The sequence below is a fragment of the Brevibacillus laterosporus genome, assembly GCA_007833815.1.
GTDB classification, from domain to species: domain Bacteria; phylum Bacillota; class Bacilli; order Brevibacillales; family Brevibacillaceae; genus Brevibacillus_B; species Brevibacillus_B laterosporus_D.
Genome location: CP033464.1, coordinates 616,085 through 637,566, shown reverse-complemented (window position 1 = coordinate 637,566; position 21,482 = coordinate 616,085). Strand labels below are relative to the sequence as shown.

The following is a 21,482-nucleotide window of genomic DNA, read 5'->3' as shown; positions in this document are numbered from 1 at the left end:
GCATAGGATAGTCATATGCACATGAGGGGAGGTTACCCGGATGGATGCCAATCACCCAACGCTTATTAATGAGTGGAAGAGTAGCGAGGAAGCAAAGCAAGCTGTTGTGGAACAAACGCTATTTGAGGTGTTTAATCCGTTCTCGTCTATTGAGACCAATGATAAATTAGCCAAGCGCAACCGTGTGATTACTTCATATACCGTTCAAAAAGGGGACACGCTTTCTCGTATTTCAGAACAATATGGGATTACGTTACAAGAACTGATTCAGGATAACAAGCTGAGGAATCCTAATATGGTCGGAATCGGAATGAAGCTGGTAATCAATAAAAATGAGATGACTCATACAGTAGAAACTGGTGAGACGTTAGATAGCATTGCTAACAGATATCAAGTAACCCAAGATGAGATTATTAAGCGCAACCCCTTGCTCAAAGCAATTCCGGATTGTTTATATCAAGGGCAGCTTTTAACGATACCAGTAGTGGCTGGGGAGTCTCCATTAGCAGGAACAGTTGATATGCGCAGACAATTGGCACAGGTTGCTAGTAGAAGTGTAAGTCTAAATCGTGTGATGGAGTGGCCAATTCCAGCACCGACTGTAACAAGTGATTTTGGATCACGATGGGGTAAAATGCATAAAGGCGTGGACATGTGGAATGAACGACGAGGCAATACACCTATTATGGCAGCGAAAGAAGGATTTGTAGCAGAGGCTGGGGCAAACCGTAGTGGGTACGGGCGGATGGTAGTATTGGATCATGGTAATGGATTACAAACCTTTTATGCGCACATGCGAAAAATTAATGTAGTGGCTGGGCAATATGTGCATCAAGGAGACGTACTTGGTTTTATGGGAAAAACGGGAGACTCGACTGATTATCACCTTCATTTTGAAGTGAGGCAGGATGACATTCCCCTAAATCCTATGCGCTATTTACGGAAGTAGTCCCCACATTTACAATGCTCTCTCAATACGCTACAATTGTCACCAGCAGAAAAGAGAGGCGGATGTAATTCATGTATTTGGTGTATGCAGATAAAAAAGGCCAGGTGTATGACCATCATGCTGTTCTGGCGATTGCTAGAAATGGCGACATCCTGACGGAGATACTTGAGGAAGAGCTGATTCCTCTACCTGAAGGATCAACATTGGTTAGTTTGCCTGACACAGTTCCTGTGGGAATGGATGAGGACACTGGTAAAATGACCAAGCTGGATGGTTATACTGCGGTAGGAGCGTTGATCCCGCAAGGTTTTACACGTTTATTACTGCCTGGTTACATCAAAACAAACAAAGATAATAAATTTCCTCTATTCGGTTATACAGCAGTCGTTTGGAAAGACGATGCCTTTTGGGTGGCTGCTCGTAAAAGTGATGAACCACATAATTGGAATCCAGATAATTTTCCGATGGACGAGCTGCGTGGCAAGGTAGATGCTACCCTGCAACAGTTTCCTGAAAATAGAATTTTACAGCATTTGTCTCATTGTGCGCTAGAATATGAATGCTTAACGGCCTCCAACAATTTTTTCCACCGTTGGGAAGGTAGTCTACCAGTATCTAAAACCTGTAATGCGGGATGCTACGGATGCATTTCGGAGCAACCAGATGATAGTGGATTCCCTTCTCCTCAGACTCGTATGAACTTTAAACCAACTGAGGATGAACTGGTAGAAGTGATGTTGCATCACTTACAAACTCCAGAAAGCATCATTAGTTTTGGACAAGGGTGTGAAGGAGAGCCGTCTACTATGGCGTCGATTATCATTCCAGCAATGAGACGCGTTCGTGAACGGACGAATATGGGCTATATCAACATTAATACCAATGCTGGTTTAACTGATCATATTAGAGGGATTGTTGATGCAGGTCTTGATCTCATGCGAATTAGCACAATCAGTGCGATTGATGAACATTACAATGCGTACTATCGTCCTCGCGGTTATACGCTTGAAAATGTAGCTCGTTCTGCTGAATATGCTACTAATCAGGGTGTATATACATCAATTAATTATCTGTGTTTCCCAGGTGTATTTGATCGGGAAGAAGAGATGGAAGCGATGATTGATTTTATAAAACGGACAGGCATTAAATTAATTCAATTGCGCAATCTAAACATTGATCCAGAAAGCTATTTAGAGATGATTCCTAAGGCTCAAGGAGAAGTATTTGGAATGAAGCAGGCGATTGAAATCTACCAACAAGAATTACCGGATGTCGTAATTGGGTCGTTTACACACGTGCCTCCTGAGCACCAACGTAGGCAAAAAAGCGGTAAATAGATTTTCTTTCCAATCAGGTATGCAAGGTTGCAATAGAAAGATAGACGTGATACTATTCTTTTATATGTTTATATAACTCTGATTCGGCAAACGATTCAGGGCGGAAAGAGGTGCATAGAGATGAAACAAGGTATTCATCCAAACTACAAAACGGTTAAAGTAACTTGCGCATGTGGCAATGAGTTCGAATCCGGCTCTGTAAAAGACGTCCTTCGCGTAGAAGTTTGCTCCGCTTGCCATCCGTTTTACACTGGTAAACAAAAGTTTATCGATGCTGGCGGCCGTGTAGATCGTTTCAAACGCAAATACAATCTTTCCTAATTATAGGAAGAGACAAAGACCAGGTGGAATTTATTCTACCTGGTCTTGTTATTTCTACAGAGATTATCGACACAAATCGTGGAAAATGACAGAACAGAAACGTAGAACATAAGGGATAACGCGAGTTAGCACCTGATCTCGATTATTTGGGTGAATCTCCATTGGCGATCCTTAATATAAAATGATATGATGTTACAGTTGCTTGGAACGGAAAGTAGAAAAGAATGGCGACAGAGGGAGAATGCGGAGTGGCTCAATTGTATTTTCGATATGGTGCAATGAACGCATCCAAGTCTATTCAATTGCTAACAGTAGCACATAACTATGAACAATCCGGTAAGAAGGTAATGGTGTTTACACCGGAAATTGATGACCGTTATGGTGTAGGGATGGTAGCGTCCAGAGTCGGGATTTCACGAGAGGCATTTCCGATTCAGAATACCACTGATCTGTATCGGGTTATAAAAGAAGAGCAAGAGCAACCTCACTGTGTACTAGTAGATGAGGGGCAATTTTTAGCTGAGGAACATGTAAGGCAATTGGCAAGAATTGTGGATGAGTTGCATATCCCTGTAATCGTGTACGGGCTTTTAAAAGACTTTAAAAATCAATTATTTCCTGGCAGTCAAGCTTTGCTCTGTGAAGCGGATAAGATTGAGGAAATTAAAACAGTATGTGTTTTCTGTAATAAAAAGGCGACACATATTTTAAAATTCCAGCAAGGTAAACCAGTATATACAGGGGAAACGATCCAAATTGGTGGAGAAGAAACCTATAGTAGCGTTTGTCGTAAGCATTACTATCAGCCACCAGGACTTCCAAAAACCTTGCCTGTTGAATTTGGTAGTTGTAAGTAAAAGCGTATATAGGAAAGCTATCTCTTTTTTGCATGGGTGTAGGAGTGGTTGCACACACTAGGCAAAACGGGAGGTGGCTTTTTTGATGAAAAACAGCAAGACTTGTACAAGCCTATTCTCAAGTAAAATCTTGATTGTGAGTAGTGTAGCTGTAGGGATGTTGGTAGGTGGATGTGCGTCATCGTCTCAGCCCAAAGTGCAACAGCAAGAAAAGAAGCAAGCCATTCACCAATCTATGCAACAACAGCAGATGCTACACCACGTTCAAAAAGAACAAAAGCCTTATAAAGCGATGGGAGAACAGAAAGCATCTCTACAATTGCTTCAGGAAATGGAACAAGAAGCGAAAAAAGTACAAGGTGTAGAGAATGCGCGTGTCTCTCTCCGTGGAAAAGATGTGTTTGTTACACTAGATCTCAAGCGAAACGTGACAGCTGCCGAAGCTCGAAAAATTGAGCATCATGTGATAGACGCCCTGCATAAAAAAAGTGGACGCTACGATTTTCATGTAACTTCCTACGATGGATATCATTCATAGTAAGGGATAAAAACTCGGTGAGTTAGCCGGGTTTTTCTTTCTATGAAGTATATCGTTGTAAGGTAAATTCTTTGACTTTCATATCAAAATCTACTATACTTTTTATGTTATGCATTGATTTTACGTTTCTATACGATAAGCTTACAGGAAATTGGGAAAATTGGGGTGAGAAGCTATGTTTAAACGCTTATCTGCTGTTGAAGAGCGTTACGAAGAAGTTACAAACCTTTTGTGTGACCCCGACGTAATTAGTGATACAAAAAAGCTACGTGAACTCTCCAAAGAACAATCCTCTTTGGAAGATATGGTCACCGCGTACCGTGAATATAAATCTGTTCTAACACAACTTGATGATTCGAAGGCTATGTTTGATGAAAAATTGGATGATGAAATGCGTGAGATGGTTAAAATGGAAATCTCCGAGCTGTCCAAAAGTAAGGAAGAGCTGGAAAATCGTCTGAAAATCTTACTGTTGCCTAAAGATCCGAACGATGACAAAAACGTTATTGTAGAGATTCGTGGTGCGGCAGGTGGAGATGAAGCGGCTTTGTTTGCTTCTAGTTTATACCGAATGTACACTCGTTTTGCAGAGCGTCATGGTTTCAAAATCGACGTGATGGAAGCGAACGAAACAGATATTGGTGGATTTAAAGAAGTTGTGTTTGCTGTGAATGGTCGAGGCGCTTACAGTAAACTTAAATTTGAGAGCGGTGCACATCGCGTACAGCGTATCCCGTCTACGGAGTCTGGCGGTCGTATTCATACGTCCACAGCTACGGTTCTTGTATTACCTGAAGTCGAAGAAGTAGACGTGGAAATTAGCGATAAAGATATTCGTATTGACACATTCTGTTCCAGCGGTGCAGGTGGACAGTCGGTTAATACTACGAAATCCGCGGTGCGTGTTACTCACTTACCGACGGGTATCATGGTATCTTGTCAGGATGAGAAGTCCCAGCATTCCAATAAGGATAAAGCATTAAAAATTCTGCGGGCTCGTCTGTCTGATTACTATCGTCAACAAGCGAATGCTGAAATTGATGCAAACCGTAAATCCTTAGTTGGTACTGGTGACCGTAGTGAACGTATTCGTACCTATAACTTCCCGCAAAGCCGTGTGACCGATCACCGCATCGGTTTGACGCTACATCGTCTAGAAACTATTCTAGATGGAGAAATGGACGAAATCATTGATAATCTCATTATGCACGAACAGACGGAGCTAATGAAAAACGATGCCAGCGCATAAGATGAATCCAATGAATAACGTGAGAGAAGCCCTGCTTTGGGCTTCTTCCTTTTTAGGTGAAGCGGGTACGAAAGATCCACGGTTTGAAGCGGAATTAATCATTCGTCATGTACTCAAGAAGAGCCGGGCAAGCTTTTTAGCATCTATGCCTGATCCGATTAGTGCTGATGAGGTAGCTGCTATTCAAGTGCTACTTGAGCGGAGAGCTACTCATGAACCTATCCAGTACATCTTAGGTGAACAAAATTTTTACGGACGAGATTTTATGGTAGCTCCAGGCGTTCTAATCCCGCGTCCAGAGACAGAGCTATTAATTGAGCAGGTCCTGCTTCATTCCCAACGAATCTGGGATACAGAACAAACGTTATCCGTTGTAGATTTTGGAACGGGTAGTGGGGCGATCACGCTGACGTTGGCAGCGGAAAAACCAAACTGGCAACTAACGACTGTGGATATTTCTTTGGATGCTATAGCGATTGCTACGAAAAATGCTGAACGGTTAGGTGTGCGGGACAGAGTTCGTTTTTTACAAGGCGATTTGGTTGAACCGATGCTTATAGCAGGTGAGCGTGTGGACATCTTGATATCTAACCCACCCTACATCCCAAGTACTGATGTAGACGAATTGGATACGGAAGTTCTTGGTTACGAACCACGTTTAGCTCTTGATGGGGGAGTGGACGGCTATATTTTCTATCGTAGAATTTGTGAAGCCTTGCCACTATTGCTAGAGCCGACTGCCCTGGTAGCTTTTGAAGTAGGAATCTATCAGGCAGAGACAGTAGCTCAGCTTATGAAAGATTCAGGTGCCATTGATGAGGTATTCATTTATCCTGATTTGGCGGGTATAGATCGTATTATTGTCGGCTATCGACTACACAATTAAAAATAGTTGTAAGAACCGGGTTTATCACATTCTCTTATTGTCCATACTGTTTGCTAGAGAGACAGTATATGAGGGGAGAGTTGGTTATGATGAAACGGTTCTTTTTTATCCTATTTGGTTTGACGATCGCATTAATGAGCTGGGAAGGGCAAATTACCTCGGCAAATATACGTAACAACGGTCCAATTCCACAGGAATCCATTCGATTGCGCATATTGGCAAACAGCGATTCCGTACAGGACCAATGGCTAAAACGAGAAGTGCGCGATGCGATTATCGCGGAAATGAACAAATGGATAAAAGAGATCCATACTTATGACCAAGCTCGCTTACTCGTAACTGATCACATGAATGAAATTCAAAAAGTTGTGGATCAGACAATTGCTGACCGTGGCTATTCCTATCCAGCAGAGGTATATTTCGGTCGAGTAGAATTCCCTACGAAACAATATGGATCATATATCTATCCAGCTGGTGATTATGAAGCTTTACGTGTACGAATTGGTAAGGCAGAAGGACAAAATTGGTGGTGTGTATTATTCCCTCCCCTATGCTTTATTGATTTATCAAATGGGGATGGAATGGTGAAAAAAGAAGACACTGTGGATAACTTAACGACTACTGTGGAGGAAGATGTACAAGTAGTAGAACCTGTACAAAGTATAGTGGGAAATAGTGAGCCACAAGAGAATGATAACAAAGAAAATTCAGATAATAATATCGTGAAAGATCCAGGTATTGTACAGGAAAAGACAGTAGGGAATGTTGATACAGCAGCTATTGTGCCTGATAATGAAACACCTAAAGTGGAAGTGCGCTCCTTTATATGGGACAAACTTCGCTCCTGGTTTTAATCAGGGAAATAATTTTGCTCCCCCTCCAGCCTGTCCACTTGGATAGGCTTTTTTTAAGTGAAAAGTCGAAAAAGTCAATAGGTTTATCCACAGGTTACCCACAGCCTGTTGAAAACTTTTTAGGAAAAACATATACTATGGAAGCAAAGCGAGCATGAATAACGAAGAAGAAAGGGTTTATCGGATGGAACAGAATATACTGACAAAGGTTTGGCTTGTGGATAAGAATGTGGAAGACCAAAAAAGTTGTACACATCTTGTGGATGCAGCAAGACTTGTCGAATCAGGAGAGCTAGTTGCGTTTCCTACCGAAACGGTTTATGGGCTAGGAGCGAATGCATTATCTGATGAGGCTGTGGAAAAAATCTTCGTTGCTAAGGGTAGGCCGAGTGATAATCCACTGATCGTCCATATTGGTGAAAAAACACAACTAGACGCTGTGGCCACTGACATCCCTGTGAAAGCAAGACAGTTGATGGAGGCGTTTTGGCCTGGACCACTAACCATGTTTTTACCCAAAAGAGAAGAGATTGCTTCCAAAGTAACGGCCGGATTACCTACAGTAGGAGTACGTATGCCAGATCATCCTGTCGCTTTAGAATTAATTAAACAGGCACAAGTTCCCATTGCGGCACCAAGTGCAAACCGTTCTGGTCGTCCCAGCCCTACAACAGCTCAGCATGTCATGGAAGACTTAACTGGACGAATTGCGGGAATCGTGGACGGAGGAAATACAGGGGTAGGTGTAGAATCTACGACAATAGACATGACGGTGGAGCCGCCGATGATTCATCGCCCAGGTGGTATTACGTTGGAACAAATTCAACAAGTAATCGGAGAGGTAGCAATTGATCCGGCCTTTTTAACGGAGGAAGAGGAACAACCTATTTCGCCCGGTATGAAATATAAGCATTATGCACCTACAGGTGATTTATGGTTGGTGTCGGGTCAAGAGGACGAAGTGAAAGCTAAAATGCTGGAGCTTTTAATAGAAGCCAAAGAACAAGGATTAACAACAGGGGTTATGGTACCGAAGGAACATCTAGACTATTGGAACAACCATGCCCTGGTGAACCTAACTCTTGCATGTGGCTCCTTGGCATCATTGGAGGAAGTAGCGCAGGATCTGTATACGGATTTGCGTCGATTTGATGAGGAGCAAATTCAGTTTATTTTAGCGGAAACGTATCCGCGTGAGGGTCTTGGACTAGCCGTGATGAATCGCTTAGAAAAAGCAGCATCTCATCGAATCATAAAGGCCTAAAAATGTTTTAAAATCAGGATGTACAACCTGTAGAGAAAAAGAATTTTTACCCCCCTGTCCGCATAAGGTGAAAAAGACAGGGGGGAAGAGTGTGGAAGCTGCGGTATATCTCTGGGGACAATTTCTAACATTACTACTGATAGCGATCGCACTGGGAATGGACGCATTCTCACTCGGTATTGGACTTGGCATGGTGGGACTACGGCTACGTAAAATTTTGAATATCAGCGTAATGATTGGATTTTTTCATATTGCTATGCCTCTGTTAGGTATTGTGATCGGCACCTATCTCTCTGACATTGTAGGAGATATCGCTATTTATATTGGGGGCGCTATCTTGATTCTCTTAGGCGTACATATGTTATGGAGCGTCTTTTTTGGAGAAAATGAGGGAAGTCTAATTAAAACAACAGGTCTTGGACTTATTTTGTTTGCCTTTAGTGTCAGCTTGGATGCCTTATCAGTAGGCTTTTCACTTGGTTTGATGGCAGTTAACAAATGGCTAGCAGTTAGCTTGTTCGGTATCATCGGAGGTCTGATGGCTTGTGCTGGTCTGATGGTAGGAAAAAGCGTCGGAGGCTGGCTGGGTGAATACAGTGAAATTATTGGTGGAGTCATACTATTGATTTTTGGCTTAAAATTTATTTTGTAAGTATATAAAAAGTTTGGTAGAAAAGGAGGTATCTTAGCATGCGAATTTTATTTGTTTGTACAGGTAATACTTGCAGAAGTCCCATGGCAGAAGTTCTTTTCCGTCAACGAGTAAGGGATTTACAAATGGAGATTGCCTCAGCAGGAGTTGCTGTGTTTGAGGGCCAACCTGCTTCTTTGCATGCCCAACAGGTGTTAGAGGAAAAGGGATTAACACATGAGCACATTTCTCAACAGATTACTGGTGACCAGATAAATCAGGCAGATCTTATCATTACGATGACTCAAGGGCATAAAACAGCCATTCTGAGTCATTTTCCAGAAGCGACAGCAAAGGTATACTCGTTAAAAGAGTATGCATATGGGCAACAAGGCGACATCACAGATCCCTACGGTGGAACATTGGAGATGTACCGTGCTACAGCAAAAGAATTAGAAGAAGATTTACAGGTTGTTCGGGAAAAACTAAAGAATCTGGACGAGACAAACAAAGATTATCGTCAGGATATGGAATAAGTTAAAAAGGTGCTGGAACATTCCCAGGACCTTCTTTGTTTAAAATACGAACATTTATATATATTTATGTGAAAACGTTTGTGTTTCATGGTAAAAACGAGCTGTCGGTTGTTTCTGGACTGTATTTCGTTAGGATAATCATGTATAATACATCATATGACGACAAAAGTGAGGGATTGCACAATGAAAGTGGCATTAGCAGCCGATCATGGCGGATTACATCTAAAAGAAGAGATCAAAAAGCTTTTAACATCTATGCAGATTACGTTCGAAGATTTTGGTTGTAATTGCGAGACCTCTGTTGATTACCCAGACTATGCCTTGCCTGTTGCAGAAAAAGTAGCTTCTGGAGAGTTTGACAGAGGTATTTTAGTATGTGGGACAGGCATTGGCATGTCCATTGCAGCTAATAAGGTGCGTGGAATTCGTTGTGCGTTAGTTCATGATACGTTCTCTGCAAAAGCGACTCGCGAGCATAATGATACGAATATGCTAGCTATGGGAGAGCGAGTAATTGGGCCTGGCTTAGCGCTTGATATTGTAAAAATTTGGTTGGGAACTGAATTTGAAGGTGGCCGCCACGAGAATCGCGTTAAGAAAGTGATGGATATTGAGGCGAAATATTCGGGAGTGAAGTAAGGTGGAGATTGCTCGTCTTCAGCAAGAGATCAGAGATTGTGTGTTGGAATTAGTAAAAGTAGCAAATCTGTATGCTGACCAACTTTTGGTGATCGGTTGCAGTACGAGCGAAGTGATTGGCCAGCATATAGGCAAAGCAGGTAGCGAGGAAGTGGCTACCGCTATCTGGAAGGGAATTGCAGAGGCTCAGCATGAAGTAAGCTTTCAGATTGCTTTTCAATGCTGTGAGCATTTAAATCGTGCACTTGTTGTAGAACGTTCTACGATACAACAATATAGACTGGAAGAAGTCAGTGTTATTCCAGTACCGCGTGCCGGAGGTTCTATGGCTGCTTATGCCTACCAGCAAATGAAGTCACCGGCTGTTGTAGAGCATATAAAGGCGCATGCTGGTCTTGATATTGGAGATACCTTTATTGGTATGCATCTTAAACACGTGGCAGTTCCGGTAAGACTCAGCCGTAAACAAATAGGGGCAGCTCATCTCACTGCGGCCTATACAAGACCAAAAATGATTGGCGGAGCACGAGCGGTTTATGAACGCGTGGATCAACAGACCTGTACCTAGAGAAAAACAACTTGGGTTAACATACAAGGTGAACAAAAGAAAAGTGCAGATAAATAGGGAGGGATAAGATTATGTTCGATATCTTAAAAGAAAAAGACCCACAAATTACAGAAGCCATTCGATTGGAATTAGGACGTCAACGCGACAAGATTGAGTTAATTGCATCAGAAAACTTTGTGAGTCGTACCGTAATGGAAGCAATGGGGACCGTACTTACCAACAAGTATGCGGAGGGTTACCCTGGCCGTCGTTACTATGGTGGTTGTGAGTATGTAGATATTGCAGAAAACATTGCTCGTGATCGCGTCAAAGAATTATTTGGTGCAGAGCATGCCAACGTTCAACCACATTCTGGTGCTCAAGCTAACATGGCTGTTTATTTCACCATGTTGCAACCAGGAGATACCGTTTTGGGCATGAACTTGTCCCATGGTGGTCATTTAACGCATGGTAGCAGCGTTAACTTCTCAGGTGTTCTCTATAACTTTGTTGAATATGGTGTAGATGAAGATAGTCATCTCATTAACTATGACATAGTTCGTGCAAAAGCATTAGAACATAAACCAAAGCTGATAGTAGCTGGGGCAAGTGCATATCCGCGTGAGATTGATTTTGCTAAATTCCGTGAAATTGCTGATGAAGTTGGCGCATACCTCATGGTAGACATGGCGCATATCGCTGGTCTTGTTGCAGCAGGGCTACATCAAAATCCAGTGCCTTATGCTCATTTTGTTACGTCTACTACCCATAAAACATTGCGTGGACCTCGCGGCGGTTTAATTCTTTGCAAAGAAGAGTTCGCAAAAGCGATCGACAAATCTGTATTCCCAGGGGTACAAGGTGGTCCGTTGATGCACATTATTGCAGCAAAAGCAGTTTCATTTGGTGAAGCACTACAACCTGAATTCAAAGAATACTCTCAACGAGTTGTTAACAATGCTCGCGCTTTTGCTACAGCGCTACAGGCAGAAGGATTACAGCTGGTGTCAGGTGGTACAGATAACCATCTGGTATTAATAGATGTGCGTAATCTAGAACTTACGGGTAAAGTGGCAGAGCATCTTCTTGATGAAGTAGGTATTACGACCAACAAAAATACGATTCCGTTTGATCCGGCTAGCCCGTTTGTTACAAGCGGTGTACGCATGGGTACTCCAGCTGTAACTAGTCGTGGTTTTGATGAAGAAGCAATGAAAGAAGTAGCAAGTATCATTGCTCTGACTCTGAAGAATCCAGAAGACGAAGCCAAGCATGCAGAAGCTCGTGATCGTGTTGCGGCACTGAGCAAGAAGTTTCCACTATATGAAGGTTTGACTATCTAATCAATTACGTAAGTATTTGCTTAAAGAGTCATAAAATAACGAACAGGTCCACCTACCTTGCGAGGAGAGGGCCTGTTTTTCTGTGTGTTCCTATTTATATTTCTGTACAGGCGGGGAGAAACTAGCGAAGAGAAGCAAACACACGACATTAACATAATATATAAGTCAATATTTTCAGGCAAATTGACGATATAGCTTTGCTCCTTTATGATAAGAAAAGCTTATTTCAAGGAGCCTTGGGCTTCGTGTACATAATGTGTTTGCTAATAATGAAACGGAGGTACTAGCATGAGCCGTGTATATGTATTTGACCATCCTTTGATTCAGCATAAGTTGACGTTTATTCGTGATAAAAATACAGGGACAAAAGAATTCCGAGAGTTAGTAGATGAAGTAGCAACTCTTATGGCATATGAAATTACGAGAGATATGCCTTTAGAAGAAGTAGAAATTCAAACACCAGTAGCAACTTGTAAATCTAACGTAATTGCTGGTAAAAAAGTAGGGCTAGTACCGATATTGCGTGCTGGATTAGGTATGGTTGACGGCGTACTGAAATTGATTCCTGCAGCAAAAGTAGGTCATGTAGGCTTGTATCGTGATCCTGAAACATTGCAACCAGTAGAATACTATGTAAAATTACCAACCGATATTGCTGAGCGTGAATTGATCGTGATCGACCCTATGCTAGCAACTGGGGGTTCTGCTGTAGCTGCTATCGAAGCTCTTAAAAAACGTGGTGCTAAGAACCTCAAATTAATGTGTCTGATCGCTGCTCCAGAAGGAATTAAGGTAATACAAGACGAACATCCAGATGTAGACATCTTTGTAGCGAAAGTAGATGAATATCTGGACGATCACGGTTATATTATTCCTGGACTGGGAGATGCCGGAGATCGTTTGTACGGAACGAAATAGGGGGCGTCTTGATGAAAAAGATAAAAGTAATGACGGTATTCGGGACAAGACCGGAAGCAATTAAAATGGCTCCACTTGTACACGAGTTAAAAAGACATAGTGAGCAGATTGAATCTATCGTATGTGTGACAGCCCAGCATCGTCAAATGCTGGATCAGGTACTGGAGATTTTTCAGATCACGCCTGACATGGATTTAAATATCATGAAAGATCGTCAAACTTTGATCGACATCACAACCCGCGCATTAGAGAGCTTAGATAAAGCGATCAAAGAAGCACAACCAGATATCGTACTCGTGCATGGCGACACCACGACAACCTTCGTTGCGAGCTTGGCTTCTTTTTACAACCAGGTAGCAATCGGACACGTTGAAGCGGGACTTCGTACATGGGACAAGTATTCTCCATTCCCAGAAGAGATGAATCGTCAGCTGACGGGAGTTATGGCTGACCTGCATTTTGCACCAACAGAGGGTTCTGCTGATAATTTACGTCGTGAAAATAAGCAAGAGCAAGCGATCTATATTACAGGTAATACAGCGATTGATGCGTTACAGACAACCGTGAAGTCTGACTATAAACATCCCGTGTTGGATAAGGTAGCAGGCAAAAAGATGGTGTTGATGACAGCACACCGTCGTGAAAATCTAGGTGAACCTATGCGTCGTATCTTCCGAGCTGTTCGCAGGTTGGTTGATGAGCATGAAGAAATCGCAGTAGTTTATCCTGTACATCTGAATCCAGCGGTGCAGGAAGTGGCTCAGGAGTTCTTGGGTAATCACGATCGTATTCAATTAATTGATCCGTTAGATGCTTTTGATTTCCATAATTTTGCTCGCCATGCCCATTTAATTTTGACTGACTCTGGCGGAGTACAAGAAGAAGCACCTTCTCTTGGTGTGCCTGTACTTGTCTTGCGTGACACTACAGAGCGTCCAGAAGGAATTGTGGCTGGTACGTTGAAATTGGCAGGAACGGATGAGCAACAAGTATACGATATGGCGAACGAATTATTAACAAATGCAGAGGCTTATGAACAAATGGCCCAAGCAGCTAACCCATATGGGGATGGAAAGGCATCGGAGAGAATTGTTCAAGCAATCTTGTATCATTTCGGTTGCACTTCTGTTCGTCCAACCTCTTTCCAACCACGTCAAGAGAAGTTATTATCTAAATAAAGCATGTAAAAAGAGGCGTTTTTCCCAGAACGTCTCTTTTCATTTTGGGGGCACATAAAAAACGATATAATACTGAAACTTGTGGACGATTCGATACGTCTAAACATTAGTAATGGATAGGAAAAAAGAGAAAGTTTAGCCAATGGAGAGGAGTTTCAACAAAATGAATAAGAAGCCAGCTCGGTTTCTGTCGTTAATGCTGGCTACAACTGTAGCATGCGGGGCAATTCTCCCTGTCGTGCTGCCTGCCTATTCGGTAGAAGCTGCGACAGTAGGACCGTTAACAACGGTTTGGCAAACGCCAATTGGGGAAGGTACAACCTTAACGCATTATGAAAAGGTATATGGCGACAAGAAAAGTAAAATCTACATAACAAAAGTGGATTTGAATAATCCATACGTAGAAGTAAAGCCAATTTACGGAACAAATGGACGTGTAACAGAAAAACAAAGTATTACTAAAATGACTAATGAAGCAGGCGCAATTGCTGGTGTTAATGCTGACTTTTTCAACATGTCCCTACGTGGGGCACCATTCGGACTTGTTGTAAAAGATGGGGAAACTATTTCTTCTATGGGACATTTGCCGTATTACTATAGCTTAGGGATTACATCCGATAAGACCGCTCTTATTGAACGATTTGGGTTCACTGGACTCGTAACCTCTCAAAATGGTAAAAACATGAGTTTGCGCGGGATTAATAAGGAAGAATATTCTTCTACAGCAGGTAAAAGTCATGAGAACCAGCTTAACATGTATACACCTGCCTTCGGAAAAACCAGTTTAGGTACAATTAAAGGCTACAAAGGTGTGGTTGAGGTAGTGTTTCAAAATGGCATAGCTACCGAAGTACGTGTGGATCAACCTGGCGCAGCGATTCCTGCCAATGGTTTTGTGCTGTGGGGACACGGGACTGCCGCCCAATTTCTAAAACAAGAGTTTCCAATAGGCTCTTCTGTGACTGTTGATTCACAAACTACTCCCAATTCAAAAGAGTGGGCCCAAGCAGTGGGTGGTCATGCTTTACTAGTTAATCAGGGGAAAGTGGCTAACATTTCTGCGGATAAAGCTGTTATGGGTATCACAGCTCGAACCGGTGTAGGAGTCTCCCAGGATGGTAAGACACTTTATATTGTAAGCGTGGAGCAGGGCAGTTCCAGTCGAGGAGTAACCCTTGTAGAGTTTGCTCAGATTATGGTCGAAGTTGGCTCTTATATGGCTGCCAATTTTGATGGTGGCGGTTCACAAACACTAGCAGTCCGCATGCTGGGAGAGACAGAAGCCAAACTGGCCAATCGCCCTATGCAGGGTGTAGAACGTCGAGTTCCAACGGGATTGGGTGTATTTAATACAGCTCCTGCGGGAGATTTAGCAGGTTTTCAATTAACAGGACCTACTGAAACGCTGATTGGACAAGCTATTCAATTTGGAACCAAAGCATATGATAACCACTATTTACCGTTTAAGATTGATGCCAATCAGATTTCTTGGGGAGTAGAAGGAGATTCTGGATCATTTGAAGGTTCTTCATTTATTGCCCGTCAATCAGGCACTTCTATGGTTACAGCTAGTGTAAATGGCATTCAAACGAAGAAAAATATTCATGTCGTTAGTGGTGCTGAGGTACAGCAGGTGATGGTCTCACCATCTCCACTTACATTAATGCCAGGTCAAACATTGCCACTAGATATTAAAATCAAAACGAATAAAGGTGAGTTGGTAACAGCGACACCATTATCTGTAAAAACCTCTGTGAGCAATAATCTGGTAACCATTAATGAACAATTGCAAATGGTTGCTGGAGAACAAACGGGCCAAGCTACCTTGACCGTATCATATGACGGTAAAACCACTTCAGTACCAATTACGGTAGGAGCTTCTGAGCAACCATGGATCAATTTTGATAATGTGCCAGGTATTTCGTTTGCAGGGAATCCAGAAGTTCTCACTTCTAAAGGATCTTTCTCGCTTCAAAACGAACAGGTACATGGTTCCAGTAAATCTGCCAAATTAACGTATGACTTCAGTGGGGCACCATCTAACAATACTCGTTTTGCTTATGGAAAAATGGGAGCTACTCCTATGACGATTCCTGGTCAACCTTTTGGTATGGGACTGTGGGTGTACGGAGATAACAGTAACCACTGGCTTCGTGCTGAAGTAATTGATAGCAAAGGCCAAACACTTTATGTAGATCTAGCCAAGGAGATTAACTGGACAGGCTGGAAACAGCTTAGAGGCTATTTCCCGTCGAATGCAGCGTATCCTTTGAAACTGAAGAGCATATACCTAGCTAACTTGTCAGAAGGCTCAGAATCACGTCCAGAGCAAGGTAGTATTTACATTGATGATGCGACACTGTTGGTGCCATTTGGGCAACAGTTTAGCGATATAGTAAATCATCCTTATAAAAAAGAGATTTTATATATGGCTGAACAAGACTTTGTTAAAGGACTATCTGCCAATAAATTCGGCCCAGACGTCTCTTTAACACGTGCTCAATATGTAACGCTCTTAGCTAGGGTTTTTAATTGGGAGCTACCTAGCCAGCCTAAACTGAATTTCAAGGATAAGGTTCCTTCTTATGCAGAAGCTGCTGTGCAAGTAGCGGTTTCCATGGATTTGGTGAAAGGATATCAGGATAAGACCTTCCGTCCAGACCAGCCGGTTACCAGAGCGGAAGCAGCTATTATTCTGGATCGGATTTTGCAACAACAAGCTACTTCTAAAGTGAGCTTGAAGGACCAAAAGCAAATCCCTTCTTGGGCATCTGCGCCTATTGCTAATATAGTAGGGTTAGGGCTAATTGATCCTATTCAGGGAAGTTTCAAACCCGATAGCCCAACTACTCGTGCTGTTTGTGTAGCAGCCTTGTATCGATTAATTCAAAGATAAATCAAGAGTTTAGCCGTCTTCTGCTATCTGCAAAGGCGGCTTTTTCTATCAAACTGTACAGTTTGTTCCATTTCTAAAAATTACCTGTTTACTTTTTGATTTTTTCAACTATAGTAATTAATGGGAAAGTTATAAATAGTATAATCTAATTGATATCTGTCTCCTTAAAAATATGGTAAAATAAAGCTTAGTTACTAATTATTGTGAGTAATAGACTGAAGATTCATAAGTAATGAAATTAACTAGCAAAAGCTTACTATCTGATGTTTTTAAGGAGCGGATATGATGAAAGGTAGCGATGTAGTCATTGTAGGTGCTGTACGTACGGCGATCGGTAGTTTTCAAGGTAAGTTATCTTCTGTAAGCGCAACCAGATTAGGAGCAGTAGTGATTGAAGCGGCACTTGCTAAAGCGGGTGTTGATAAACAGCACGTAGATGAGGTCGTGATGGGGAACGTACTGCAGGCGGGTCTGGGTCAAAACCCAACGCGACAAGCTGCTATGCTAGCAGGCATAGGAGAAGAGAAGCCATCTATGACCATTAATAAAGTGTGTGGGTCAGGACTAAAAGCCGTACATTTAGCGTATCAAGCCATCGTTTCTGGGGAAGCGGATGTGGTAGTGGCTGGCGGAATGGAAAATATGAGTCAAGCCCCTTACCTATTAGAAGCTGCTAGAGATGGGTATCGCATGGGTGATCAGAAAGTCGTAGATTCCATGATTCGCGATGGACTATGGTGTGCTTTTAATGATTATCACATGGGAATTACAGCTGAAAATCTTTGTGAGCGCTATCAGATTAGCCGGGAAGAGCAAGATGAATTTTCGGCTTGGAGTCAACAGAAAGCGAACAAAGCTATCCAGGAAGGACGTTTTCATGATGAGATCGTTGCCGTGACTGTCCCACAGAGAAAGGGAGAGGCAATTTTGTTTGAGCAGGATGAATTCCCTCGAGCAAGTGCAACGATGGATGCTTTGGCAAAACTTCGACCTGCTTTTAAAAAGGATGGAAGTGTTACGGCAGGAAATGCGTCTGGAATTAATGATGGGGCAGCCGCACTCGTTCTGATGTCTTATGCAAAAGCAGAAGAATTGGGTGTTAAGCCATTAGCTAGAATTGTTGCCAATGCCAGCGCTGGAGTTAACCCGCAAGTAATGGGGCTTGGACCGGTACCAGCTACAGAAAAGGCTCTAAAAAAGGCTGGTCTTACTTTAGATCAAATAGGCTTGATTGAAGCGAATGAGGCTTTTGCAGCACAATCCCTAGCTATTGGTAAAGAATTAGGTATTAATCAAGAGAAGCTAAATGTGAACGGAGGAGCTATTGCTCTTGGTCATCCAATTGGCGCAAGCGGGGCTCGCGTTCTGGTTAGTCTTGTTCATGAAATGTTGAAACGAGAGGATTCTCGCTATGGCTTAGCAACTTTATGTATAGGCGGCGGTCAAGGAATTTCAACAATAATCGAAATAATATAGACAAATTTGTGAAAGATTTGTGTCCTACAGATCGACAAGTTGACAATGCGGATAAATCTTCGTTAATATGTTAAGGTGTAAAGCTCTTCCATTTTTGGTTTGAAGGGAGAAGCGAACTTGTCAAAAAAGGTAAATAACCCGTGGAAAGCTATCGGATTAGTAAGCATCATTGGAGCAGATCTAGCAATATGTATCGTAGCCGGAGTCTTATTTGGGAAATATTTAGATGAATGGTTACATACGGCTCCTTGGATCATGATTGTCGGGCTATTTTTAGGGTTGGGCGTAGGTATTGTAAGCGTATACCGAATGATTCGTCCTTATCTGTAGGGAGATGTAGCATGCAAACGTTTTATACCGCTGTACGTAGTATTATCCGCTGTGTTTTATGGTCTATTGCCCTTATTGGGGGTTTGTGGTTCCTCCTGCCTGATTATAGATTGTTTTTTCAGTCATTATTACTGGGAAGCTTTGCAAGCCTGTTAAATGGGCTTCTCCTCTATCTAAAGGTATGGAAAATCACTGGAAATGTAGGGAAAACCAAGGGAATAGGAATGGTGCAGAGGTTTGCAGTTACAATTATAGCAGTCTTTGTAGCACTAAGATTTCCAGAATTGTTTCAAATTATGGGAGTTATCATTGGACTGCTAGTGTTTCAAGTGTTTTCGATTATTTTCGTGTATTACAATCTTAAAAATAGATGATTAGTTCAATATTTGTTAACTGTTTTTCAGCAAATTAAGAGGTAGAATAAAGAGTAAGCTCTTAAAAGGTTAACAAGGAAGTATTTTTTGAGGGAAAGGGGTGAACAAATTTTGGATCATTGGTCATTAAAATTAAAGCTCGGTGGACTTGTATTCGATATTCCGACCATGCTCATGATTACGTTGACAGCTATTTTGGTTTTTGTCCTGCTGGTTGTACTATCGCGTCAATTAACAACAGGTGTGCCGGGCGGAAGGCAAAACCTTCTTGAATGGATTGTTGATTTTATCAACAACTTAGCGAGAACGGTTATGGATGCGAAAACGGCTGCAAGGTTTATTACACTTGCTGTGACTGTTTTTCTCTATATTATTCTAGGAAACTGGTTAGGGCTAGGTCTTAACGTAACCACGTTACATCACAACGACCCTGCTCAAAACAAAGTGGTTAGCGAACAAGTTGTTGAGATGTTGACTATTTCTGGGACTCCTGAGGCTCAGGCTAAGAAAATTGAAAAAGTGGAGCATGCACTTGAACCAGGTGGCCACGGTATACACATAGCATGGTGGAAATCTCCAACTGCTGCAGCAAGTGTTACCTTCTCACTGGCGCTTACTATCCTTCTTTACTCTCAGTACGTGGATATTCGTCGTCATGGGTTAGGCACATACCTGAAACATTTTCTTAACCCACTCCATATCCTTGAAGAGCTGGTCATTAAGCCTTTGACACTTCCACTCCGTCTATTTGGTAACATTTTTGCAGGGGAAGTTTTGATTGCTTTCTTAATGAGTACCGGTATCTTTATTGGTAGTATCCCGTTACTTGCGTGGCTTGGTTATTCCGTCTTCGTAGGGGCAGTTCAAGCTTATATCTTCACGACCCTTACAATCATATATATTTCGCAAAAAACGAATGATGGTCACTAATTTTTAATCAACAGAAATTGAGGAGGATTATTTTAATGGATACTTTGGCTTTAGCAATCGGTATTATCTTTGGTTTAGCTGCATTAGGTGGAGCTATCGGTAACTCACTAGTTATCTCTCGTACAATTGAAGGCGTTGCACGTCAACCAGAAGCTCGTGGTAGCTTGATGGGTCTTATGCTTCTAGGTGTAGGTCTTGTAGAAGCAGTACCTATCATCGCGGTTGCGGTTGGTTTCATTCTTTACTCCCAAATGTAATTTTACAGGGCGAAGGCTAGCAGGCTAGGCCTTCGCCTTGTTTATGCAACAGTGAATAATCATTACTTGTATATCTTTACTAAAATACTCTTCTGAACCAGGAAGGAGTGAATAGCATGCTAGAGTTTGGAGCGGTAACCCTTGAAGGGGGCACAATGCTCTTTCAAGTAATCGCATTCCTGATACTACTTTTAGTTGTTAGGAAATATGCAGTTGGCCCTGTAACACAGATCATGGAAAAACGTCGCCAACACGTTGCATCTGAAATTGAAGCAGCAGAACGTAACCGTAAAGAAGCGGAAGGACTGCTAGCTGAACAACGCCGCTTGTTAGATGAAGCTCGTCAAGAAACGAAAACTTTACTTGAGCGTGCAACTCGTCAAGCGCAAGAAGAAGAAGCTCGTATTAAAAAAGAAGCAGAAGAAACAGCTGCTCGTCTTAAAGCGGAAGCAAGTGCAGAAATTGCCCGCGAAACTGAGAAAGCAAAAGAAGAACTACGTACACAAATGGCAAGTCTATCTGTTATGTTGGCTTCTAAAATTATTGAAAAAGAATTGGATGAAGCTACGCAAAAATCTACGATTGATCAGTTCCTGAAACAAGTAGGGGATCGCTTATGAGTGGAGCATTAGCAAAACGCTACGCACGTGCCCTGTTTGAGATAGCAGCAGAGCGTGGGCTCATCGATCAAATTGAAGATGAGTTGAAAGACCTTGCTGAAGCGTTACAACAGGTACCTGACTTCCAAAAGTTATTTATGCATCCTCGTATTGCCGTTGCTTCTAAAAAAGAGTTGCTAGAGGAGCTTTTCAAAGGAAAAACTTCTCAGGAATTAGTTAACTTCCTTTTCGCGTTAGTAGATAACAAACGTGAAAGTGAATTTGAAGAAATAACAAAAGCATACGTAGAAATGGCTAACGATAAACGTGGCTTTGCTGATGCAACAGTTACTACAGCTAAACCATTGAGCAAGGAAGAATTAGAAGAATTAGCTGCTCAATTCGGTCAAATGCTGGATAAAAAACTACGCTTTGAAAGCGTAGTAGATCCTACCATTATTGGTGGAGTCGTTGTAAAGATTGGTGACCGTTTATATGACGGTAGCTTGAAAACGAAATTAGAGCATTTTGCGCATCAAATATAAGACGCTGGGTTGAATGGGGTGAATCGTA

General features: G+C 42.1%; 24 protein-coding genes. All 24 read left to right on the top strand.

Annotation, left to right across the window (positions count from 1 at the left end; genetic code table 11):
• Positions 1–40 precede the first annotated feature (40 nt).
• The 24 genes from EEL30_04315 to EEL30_04200 all read left to right on the top strand — a co-directional run bounded on the left by EEL30_04315 (position 41) and on the right by EEL30_04200 (position 21,454).
• Entirely contained in the window at positions 41–949 is a 909-nt protein-coding gene (locus EEL30_04315; GenBank protein QDX91661.1) for a M23 family metallopeptidase, read from the top strand.
• 71 nt (positions 950–1,020) lie between these two features.
• A complete protein-coding gene (locus EEL30_04310; protein ID QDX91660.1) occupies positions 1,021–2,286 on the top strand; it encodes a radical SAM protein in 1,266 nt (421 codons plus the stop codon).
• A gap of 120 nt (positions 2,287–2,406) precedes the next feature.
• Positions 2,407–2,607, top strand: a complete 201-nt coding sequence (locus tag EEL30_04305; GenBank protein QDX91659.1) for a 50S ribosomal protein L31 — start codon at positions 2,407–2,409, stop codon at positions 2,605–2,607.
• Between the two features lie 248 nt (positions 2,608–2,855).
• A complete protein-coding gene (locus EEL30_04300; protein ID QDX91658.1) occupies positions 2,856–3,464 on the top strand; it encodes a thymidine kinase in 609 nt (202 codons plus the stop codon).
• Positions 3,465–3,549: 85 nt separating this feature from the next.
• Positions 3,550–4,002, top strand: a complete 453-nt coding sequence (locus EEL30_04295) for a hypothetical protein (GenBank protein ID QDX91657.1) — start codon at positions 3,550–3,552, stop codon at positions 4,000–4,002.
• A 175-nt stretch (positions 4,003–4,177) separates the two neighbouring features.
• Entirely contained in the window at positions 4,178–5,251 is a 1,074-nt protein-coding gene (locus tag EEL30_04290) for a peptide chain release factor 1 (protein ID QDX91656.1), read from the top strand.
• A complete protein-coding gene (gene prmC, locus EEL30_04285) occupies positions 5,238–6,137 on the top strand; it encodes a peptide chain release factor N(5)-glutamine methyltransferase (protein ID QDX91655.1) in 900 nt (299 codons plus the stop codon). Before EEL30_04290 ends, prmC begins: the two co-directional genes overlap by 14 nt.
• Positions 6,138–6,223: 86 nt before the next feature.
• Entirely contained in the window at positions 6,224–6,991 is a 768-nt protein-coding gene (spoIIR, locus tag EEL30_04280; GenBank protein QDX91654.1) for a stage II sporulation protein R, read from the top strand.
• Between the two features lie 184 nt (positions 6,992–7,175).
• Complete coding sequence (locus EEL30_04275) at positions 7,176–8,255, top strand: threonylcarbamoyl-AMP synthase (protein QDX95665.1); 1,080 nt, start codon at positions 7,176–7,178, stop codon at positions 8,253–8,255.
• 91 nt (positions 8,256–8,346) lie between these two features.
• Positions 8,347–8,907, top strand: coding sequence for a manganese efflux pump (locus EEL30_04270; GenBank protein ID QDX91653.1), 561 nt, complete (start codon positions 8,347–8,349; stop codon positions 8,905–8,907).
• A gap of 38 nt (positions 8,908–8,945) precedes the next feature.
• Complete coding sequence (locus EEL30_04265; GenBank protein QDX91652.1) at positions 8,946–9,422, top strand: low molecular weight protein arginine phosphatase; 477 nt, start codon at positions 8,946–8,948, stop codon at positions 9,420–9,422.
• A gap of 183 nt (positions 9,423–9,605) precedes the next feature.
• The gene (gene rpiB / locus EEL30_04260; GenBank protein QDX91651.1) at positions 9,606–10,061 is read left to right on the top strand and encodes a ribose 5-phosphate isomerase B; all 456 of its coding nucleotides are present in this window, start codon (positions 9,606–9,608) and stop codon (positions 10,059–10,061) included.
• 1 nt (position 10,062) lies between these two features.
• Entirely contained in the window at positions 10,063–10,629 is a 567-nt protein-coding gene (locus EEL30_04255) for a TIGR01440 family protein (protein QDX91650.1), read from the top strand.
• A 71-nt stretch (positions 10,630–10,700) separates the two neighbouring features.
• Positions 10,701–11,951, top strand: a complete 1,251-nt coding sequence (locus tag EEL30_04250) for a serine hydroxymethyltransferase (protein QDX91649.1) — start codon at positions 10,701–10,703, stop codon at positions 11,949–11,951.
• A gap of 288 nt (positions 11,952–12,239) precedes the next feature.
• Positions 12,240–12,869, top strand: a complete 630-nt coding sequence (locus EEL30_04245) for a uracil phosphoribosyltransferase (GenBank protein QDX91648.1) — start codon at positions 12,240–12,242, stop codon at positions 12,867–12,869.
• Between the two features lie 11 nt (positions 12,870–12,880).
• The gene (locus tag EEL30_04240) at positions 12,881–14,047 is read left to right on the top strand and encodes a UDP-N-acetylglucosamine 2-epimerase (non-hydrolyzing) (protein ID QDX91647.1); all 1,167 of its coding nucleotides are present in this window, start codon (positions 12,881–12,883) and stop codon (positions 14,045–14,047) included.
• Between the two features lie 163 nt (positions 14,048–14,210).
• Positions 14,211–16,943, top strand: coding sequence for a hypothetical protein (locus EEL30_04235; protein QDX91646.1), 2,733 nt, complete (start codon positions 14,211–14,213; stop codon positions 16,941–16,943).
• A 285-nt stretch (positions 16,944–17,228) separates the two neighbouring features.
• Positions 17,229–18,419 (top strand): acetyl-CoA C-acetyltransferase, encoded by a 1,191-nt coding sequence (locus EEL30_04230; protein ID QDX91645.1) that lies wholly within the window; start codon positions 17,229–17,231, stop codon positions 18,417–18,419.
• Positions 18,420–18,536: 117 nt separating this feature from the next.
• Positions 18,537–18,749, top strand: coding sequence for an AtpZ/AtpI family protein (locus tag EEL30_04225; protein QDX91644.1), 213 nt, complete (start codon positions 18,537–18,539; stop codon positions 18,747–18,749).
• 11 nt (positions 18,750–18,760) lie between these two features.
• Complete coding sequence (locus EEL30_04220) at positions 18,761–19,123, top strand: hypothetical protein (GenBank protein QDX91643.1); 363 nt, start codon at positions 18,761–18,763, stop codon at positions 19,121–19,123.
• Between the two features lie 87 nt (positions 19,124–19,210).
• Positions 19,211–20,053, top strand: coding sequence for an ATP synthase F0 subunit A (gene atpB, locus EEL30_04215; GenBank protein ID QDX91642.1), 843 nt, complete (start codon positions 19,211–19,213; stop codon positions 20,051–20,053).
• Positions 20,054–20,088: 35 nt separating this feature from the next.
• Positions 20,089–20,310, top strand: coding sequence for a F0F1 ATP synthase subunit C (locus tag EEL30_04210; protein QDX91641.1), 222 nt, complete (start codon positions 20,089–20,091; stop codon positions 20,308–20,310).
• Between the two features lie 116 nt (positions 20,311–20,426).
• Positions 20,427–20,930 carry an ATP synthase F0 subunit B gene (atpF, locus tag EEL30_04205; protein ID QDX91640.1) on the top strand — a complete coding sequence of 168 codons (504 nt, stop codon included), beginning with the start codon at positions 20,427–20,429 and terminating at the stop codon, positions 20,928–20,930.
• On the top strand, positions 20,927–21,454 hold the full coding sequence (locus EEL30_04200) for a F0F1 ATP synthase subunit delta (protein QDX91639.1): 528 nt from the start codon (positions 20,927–20,929) through the stop codon (positions 21,452–21,454). The genes atpF and EEL30_04200 overlap by 4 nt, the downstream gene beginning before the upstream one ends.
• Positions 21,455–21,482: the final 28 nt, after the last annotated feature.

Bases quoted from the DNA above. Each gene is read 5' to 3' on its own strand.
- EEL30_04315 (QDX91661.1), top strand. From the start codon at position 41: ATGGATGCCAATCACCCAACGCTTATTAATGAGTGGAAGAGTAGCGAG.
- EEL30_04310 (QDX91660.1), top strand. From the start codon at position 1,021: ATGTATTTGGTGTATGCAGATAAAAAAGGCCAGGTGTATGACCATCAT.
- EEL30_04305 (QDX91659.1), top strand. From the start codon at position 2,407: ATGAAACAAGGTATTCATCCAAACTACAAAACGGTTAAAGTAACTTGC.
- EEL30_04295 (QDX91657.1), top strand. From the start codon at position 3,550: ATGAAAAACAGCAAGACTTGTACAAGCCTATTCTCAAGTAAAATCTTG.
- EEL30_04290 (QDX91656.1), top strand. From the start codon at position 4,178: ATGTTTAAACGCTTATCTGCTGTTGAAGAGCGTTACGAAGAAGTTACA.
- prmC (QDX91655.1), top strand. From the start codon at position 5,238: ATGCCAGCGCATAAGATGAATCCAATGAATAACGTGAGAGAAGCCCTG.
- spoIIR (QDX91654.1), top strand. From the start codon at position 6,224: ATGATGAAACGGTTCTTTTTTATCCTATTTGGTTTGACGATCGCATTA.
- EEL30_04275 (QDX95665.1), top strand. From the start codon at position 7,176: ATGGAACAGAATATACTGACAAAGGTTTGGCTTGTGGATAAGAATGTG.
- EEL30_04265 (QDX91652.1), top strand. From the start codon at position 8,946: ATGCGAATTTTATTTGTTTGTACAGGTAATACTTGCAGAAGTCCCATG.
- rpiB (QDX91651.1), top strand. From the start codon at position 9,606: ATGAAAGTGGCATTAGCAGCCGATCATGGCGGATTACATCTAAAAGAA.
- EEL30_04250 (QDX91649.1), top strand. From the start codon at position 10,701: ATGTTCGATATCTTAAAAGAAAAAGACCCACAAATTACAGAAGCCATT.
- EEL30_04245 (QDX91648.1), top strand. From the start codon at position 12,240: ATGAGCCGTGTATATGTATTTGACCATCCTTTGATTCAGCATAAGTTG.
- EEL30_04240 (QDX91647.1), top strand. From the start codon at position 12,881: ATGAAAAAGATAAAAGTAATGACGGTATTCGGGACAAGACCGGAAGCA.
- EEL30_04235 (QDX91646.1), top strand. From the start codon at position 14,211: ATGAATAAGAAGCCAGCTCGGTTTCTGTCGTTAATGCTGGCTACAACT.
- EEL30_04230 (QDX91645.1), top strand. From the start codon at position 17,229: ATGAAAGGTAGCGATGTAGTCATTGTAGGTGCTGTACGTACGGCGATC.
- EEL30_04220 (QDX91643.1), top strand. From the start codon at position 18,761: ATGCAAACGTTTTATACCGCTGTACGTAGTATTATCCGCTGTGTTTTA.
- EEL30_04210 (QDX91641.1), top strand. From the start codon at position 20,089: ATGGATACTTTGGCTTTAGCAATCGGTATTATCTTTGGTTTAGCTGCA.
- atpF (QDX91640.1), top strand. From the start codon at position 20,427: ATGCTAGAGTTTGGAGCGGTAACCCTTGAAGGGGGCACAATGCTCTTT.
- EEL30_04200 (QDX91639.1), top strand. From the start codon at position 20,927: ATGAGTGGAGCATTAGCAAAACGCTACGCACGTGCCCTGTTTGAGATA.